The sequence below is a fragment of the Bacteriovorax sp. DB6_IX genome (assembly GCF_000447775.1).
Taxonomy (GTDB): Bacteria; Bdellovibrionota; Bacteriovoracia; order Bacteriovoracales; family Bacteriovoracaceae; genus Halobacteriovorax_A.
This window is the reverse complement of sequence record NZ_AUNJ01000167.1, coordinates 1-3,603: the sequence shown is the minus strand read 5'-3', so window position 1 is coordinate 3,603 and position 3,603 is coordinate 1. Positions and strand designations below refer to the sequence as shown.

Sequence of the window (3,603 nt, the reverse complement as noted above, 5' to 3'; positions counted from 1 at the left end):
GCGATATTTCCTAGTGGTGAAAGTGTTGTCGCATCACAATTAAAGAATGAATTGATATTACACATTGAACCACTTTCAAATCCTGTAGGATATTTTGCAGTAAAGTAATGGCTAGTTAAATAAATAGAGAAGACGGCCATGAGTAATCCCATCGAGAAGAAAATAATCTTCTGATTGAATGAGGCTTTTTCAAAAAATGAATTGTTGTTCATAATTAAATCCTTTTAATAATATTCCAATTTCTTTTTTCTGTTTTATTTCTGCGATAGCTGTTGAACTCTTCATTTTCAAAAGTACAGATATCACATGTTTGTATTTCAATATTATGATAATGGTTTCTTAGTTGATCGATGATCTCCGCCTCCATATTAAAGTTCACACCTTCAAAATGAGAACTGTGAGGGAAGTTCTTCTTGAAATCTTCTCCGACTTCATAGTTTTTTACTCGAATATGTGGGCCAATGAATGCAAGATAGGCATCAAGCTCTTTTAACTCGTGACTTTGGACAATTTTAGATTGAACACCACGCCAACCGGCATGAATATTTGCAACACCATTTCTTCCAATAAGAATCACTGGCAAACAATCGGCAGTCCTTATGGCCAAGGGAGTTTCTAAATTTGTTGTGTAGATTCCATCTGCATCGCAATCTAGACTAGCTTGATGACTCTTGATGACGATATCGCTATGAATTTGGTTTACTTGTACGACATCAAAATTGGGTCTGTCATCATAGACCTCAAACGAGTAGTCTCCTAGCTGTTTGTGGAAAAGGAGTTTGCTCATTCTTCACCCCTTGCAAGTTTAATGACTTGTTGAAAAAGGGGAGGTGGGTCAACCTCAAAGAAAAGTTTTTCTTTGGTAATAGGATGAACAAGACCTAGAATCTTGGCGTGAAGAAATGGAAATTCATAATCTTTAATAAGTGATTTAAATTCTCCACCCAATCTATTTAAATGTTCTTTTGGATTTCCATAGAGTGGATCACATAGAATTGGTCGGTGAAGAAGTTGGCTAAGGTGAACTCTAATTTGATGGGTTCTTCCTGTCTCTAGCTTCATCTCCATTCGACTAAATTTTTCGTAGAACCGAGTGCCTTGTAATATGTAATAGCATTTTTTCCAACTTTTACATTGGCCGCCATTTTTAAACGATTTTGAGGATGTCTTCCAATTGTTGATTCGAGACGGCCTGAAGCTTCAATTCTCGTACCCATGACGAGGGCTTCATAAACGCGATCAATATCGTGAGTTGAAAAGAGCTTAACTAATCCGTCGTGACATTTTTGATTCTTTGCCACAACCATGATTCCACTTGTTCCCTTATCTAGTCTATGAACGATCCCTGGTCTTCTTTGGTCGCCGACACCTTGTAGATCGGGACAGTGATGAAGAATTGCATTGACGAGAGTTCCTGTGTAGTTTCCCGGAGCTGGGTGAGTAACCATTCCCGCAGGTTTATTAACGAAAACAAGATGTTCATCTTCGTAAATAATTTCGAGAGGGATATTCTCTGCTTGAGCATCGGGGTCTCTTGGCGGTGGAATCTCTATCTTTATTTCGGTTCCAACCGCCGGAAGTCTCTTTATCTCTAATTTTGTTTCTGAAGTAATTTGCCCCTTGAGAAAGAGGTCTTTAATAAATGATCGGCTATGATCTTTGAGGTGATGGGCTAGAAATTGATCGAGCCTCTTAAACTGATTCTTATCTTCGTCTTTTACAATAAGGATGCAGATTTGAGACTCAGACATTTCTTAAACTTCACCTTTTAGTTTTTTTAGTCTGTAAACATAAGAGTTTGCAACTAGCTCAGGGTTTAGCTTGAGGCACTTTGCATATTGATAAACAAATCCTCTAACATAAACCACAGCAGGCATTTTTGTTACATCTTCTTCTTCAATATAGCGAATATATGTTTTAGAAATTTTCGTCATATCTGCAAGTCTGTTTACATCAACATTCTTGTATTCTCTGATCTTTTTAAGGAATTCTCCCGTGAACTCAGTACATTGTTCGATCTCAACTTCGAAGTTGGCATCTTCTTGATACTCAAGCCCATATCTCTTTTTCGCCACAAGCTTATTCATCTCACCACTTGCGTTCTTATTCTGTTTGAATTCATTATCTTTTTCAGATGGGTCAGGTGAGTGAGAGATACTTGGGTTGTGCTCAATCCCTCTCGCGATATTATACTGCTTTCTTTTAACAGGATCGCTGAGGATATTATAAGCTTCTTCAATGAGTTCTAGAATTTTATTGGCCTCATCTTGAGAAAGAAGTGAGTACAAAGCTAAACTATCTCCAGTGTAAGCATTCTTGGCCCTAGTGTATGCTTGCTGAATATCTTGTGTTGAAGAGTTTGGTTGTACTTCAAGCACTTCATAATAGTTTTTTAAATTGTCGTTCACTTGTAGGACTCCTTTCCCGGTGAAAATTACTTAGATAAATTTAATATTCTGTGAATAATACTTTCAAAGTTTTTAACTAAAGTTGAACTTGGAAATTCCAACAGAAGAGGTCTCTTCTTTTTTACACTTTGCCAAACCGTCGCATCGTACTCAAGGAATCCTACGTAGTCTAAGTTAAGACCAAAGTATTTCTTTGAGATGATTTTCATCGAAAAACCAATATCAATATCAGCTTGAGTTCTTACTTGGTTAATAACCAGTTTTGGCGAAAAAGTTTGAACTTCTCTTTTAAGCTTTTCTCCCATCACGGGGTCTATCTGCATCGCTTTCTCAATAATCTCTGCTGGAGAGCTATTCTCATTCAATTTGCTGTTGAGAACTTTATCAATAAGCGGTGAGACCTCAAGAAAGTCTTCAAGATGTGCCAGCTTTCTATGAAAAACTGACTTAATAAAACGATAAGTATTCTCAATAGATGTTGGCTCTGGAAGAGTTACAAGAATTCCTTGGTCTGCAGATAAGAAGAAATCGAGGGTATTATTTGTAGTTCCGGCCCCGAGATCTAAAAGAATGTAATCTGCGTCTAGTTCTCTAAGTTGCTTCAGCAGCTTGCTTCTATGTACCTGTCTAAGGTTTGCAATTCCCATTTCATCTTGAGCTCCACTGATAAGTTTTAAATTCTTAAGCGGAGTCGTTGTGAGTAGGTCAGCAAGTTTTGTATTAGATTTTTGAAAGTAATCACTAAGTGTTTTTTCTGGAATTGGCACACCGAGACATGTGTGAAGGTTCGCCCCTCCAAGGTCCATGTCGATGACAACGACTTTCATTCCAAGTAGTGAAAGACAAATGGCAAGATTGGAAGTCACAAGTGATTTCCCGACACCACCTTTTCCACCACCAATGGCCCAAATTTTTTGGCTTCCATTCTGTGTTCCCAGCAGGTCACTTGCATCTTTTATATGTGAGCTAATTGAATTATTCAAAAGTTTCTTCCCCTATTATTTTAATAGCTTGATTATTATAGACTTATTTAAAAGGCCTCGAAAAGAATTTTCCGCTATAAAGTAGGGAAGGATATTCTTGATTAAAAGAGTCGGATTAGTGGGCACATTTTGAAATTTTATCAATACTCTCAAAATCTTTCATTGCGTCAGAGACAAAGTGATCTTCTTGAAAGGGAAGGTGATCTCTTAAG

5 protein-coding genes and 1 pseudogene are annotated in these 3,603 nt (G+C 37.4%); all 6 read right to left on the bottom strand.

Annotated features, from left to right (window positions below):
* A pseudogene (locus M901_RS04925) lies at positions 1 to 212 on the bottom strand (vitamin K epoxide reductase family protein); the annotation flags it as partial.
* 2 nt (positions 213 to 214) lie between these two features.
* A complete protein-coding gene (locus M901_RS04920) occupies positions 215 to 787 on the bottom strand; it encodes a polyphenol oxidase family protein (protein WP_021277080.1) in 573 nt (190 codons plus the stop codon).
* Positions 784 to 1,062 (bottom strand): hypothetical protein, encoded by a 279-nt coding sequence (locus tag M901_RS16280; protein ID WP_053335824.1) that lies wholly within the window; start codon positions 1,060 to 1,062, stop codon positions 784 to 786. The genes M901_RS04920 and M901_RS16280 overlap by 4 nt, the downstream gene beginning before the upstream one ends.
* Entirely contained in the window at positions 1,059 to 1,751 is a 693-nt protein-coding gene (locus M901_RS04915; RefSeq protein WP_021277079.1) for a pseudouridine synthase, read from the bottom strand. Before M901_RS04915 ends, M901_RS16280 begins: the two co-directional genes overlap by 4 nt.
* A gap of 3 nt (positions 1,752 to 1,754) precedes the next feature.
* The gene (locus M901_RS04910) at positions 1,755 to 2,408 is read right to left on the bottom strand and encodes a helix-turn-helix domain-containing protein (protein WP_021277078.1); all 654 of its coding nucleotides are present in this window, start codon (positions 2,406 to 2,408) and stop codon (positions 1,755 to 1,757) included.
* Positions 2,409 to 2,434: 26 nt separating this feature from the next.
* Positions 2,435 to 3,391, bottom strand: coding sequence for a P-loop NTPase (locus tag M901_RS04905; protein WP_021277082.1), 957 nt, complete (start codon positions 3,389 to 3,391; stop codon positions 2,435 to 2,437).
* Between the last annotated feature and the right edge of the window lie 212 nt (positions 3,392 to 3,603).

What these genes read in the sequence shown, in the direction of transcription:
- M901_RS04920 (WP_021277080.1), bottom strand. Translation starts at nt 787, where the DNA reads ATGAGCAAACTCCTTTTCCACAAACAGCTAGGAGACTACTCGTTTGAG.
- M901_RS16280 (WP_053335824.1), bottom strand. Translation starts at nt 1,062, where the DNA reads ATGAAGCTAGAGACAGGAAGAACCCATCAAATTAGAGTTCACCTTAGC.
- M901_RS04915 (WP_021277079.1), bottom strand. Translation starts at nt 1,751, where the DNA reads ATGTCTGAGTCTCAAATCTGCATCCTTATTGTAAAAGACGAAGATAAG.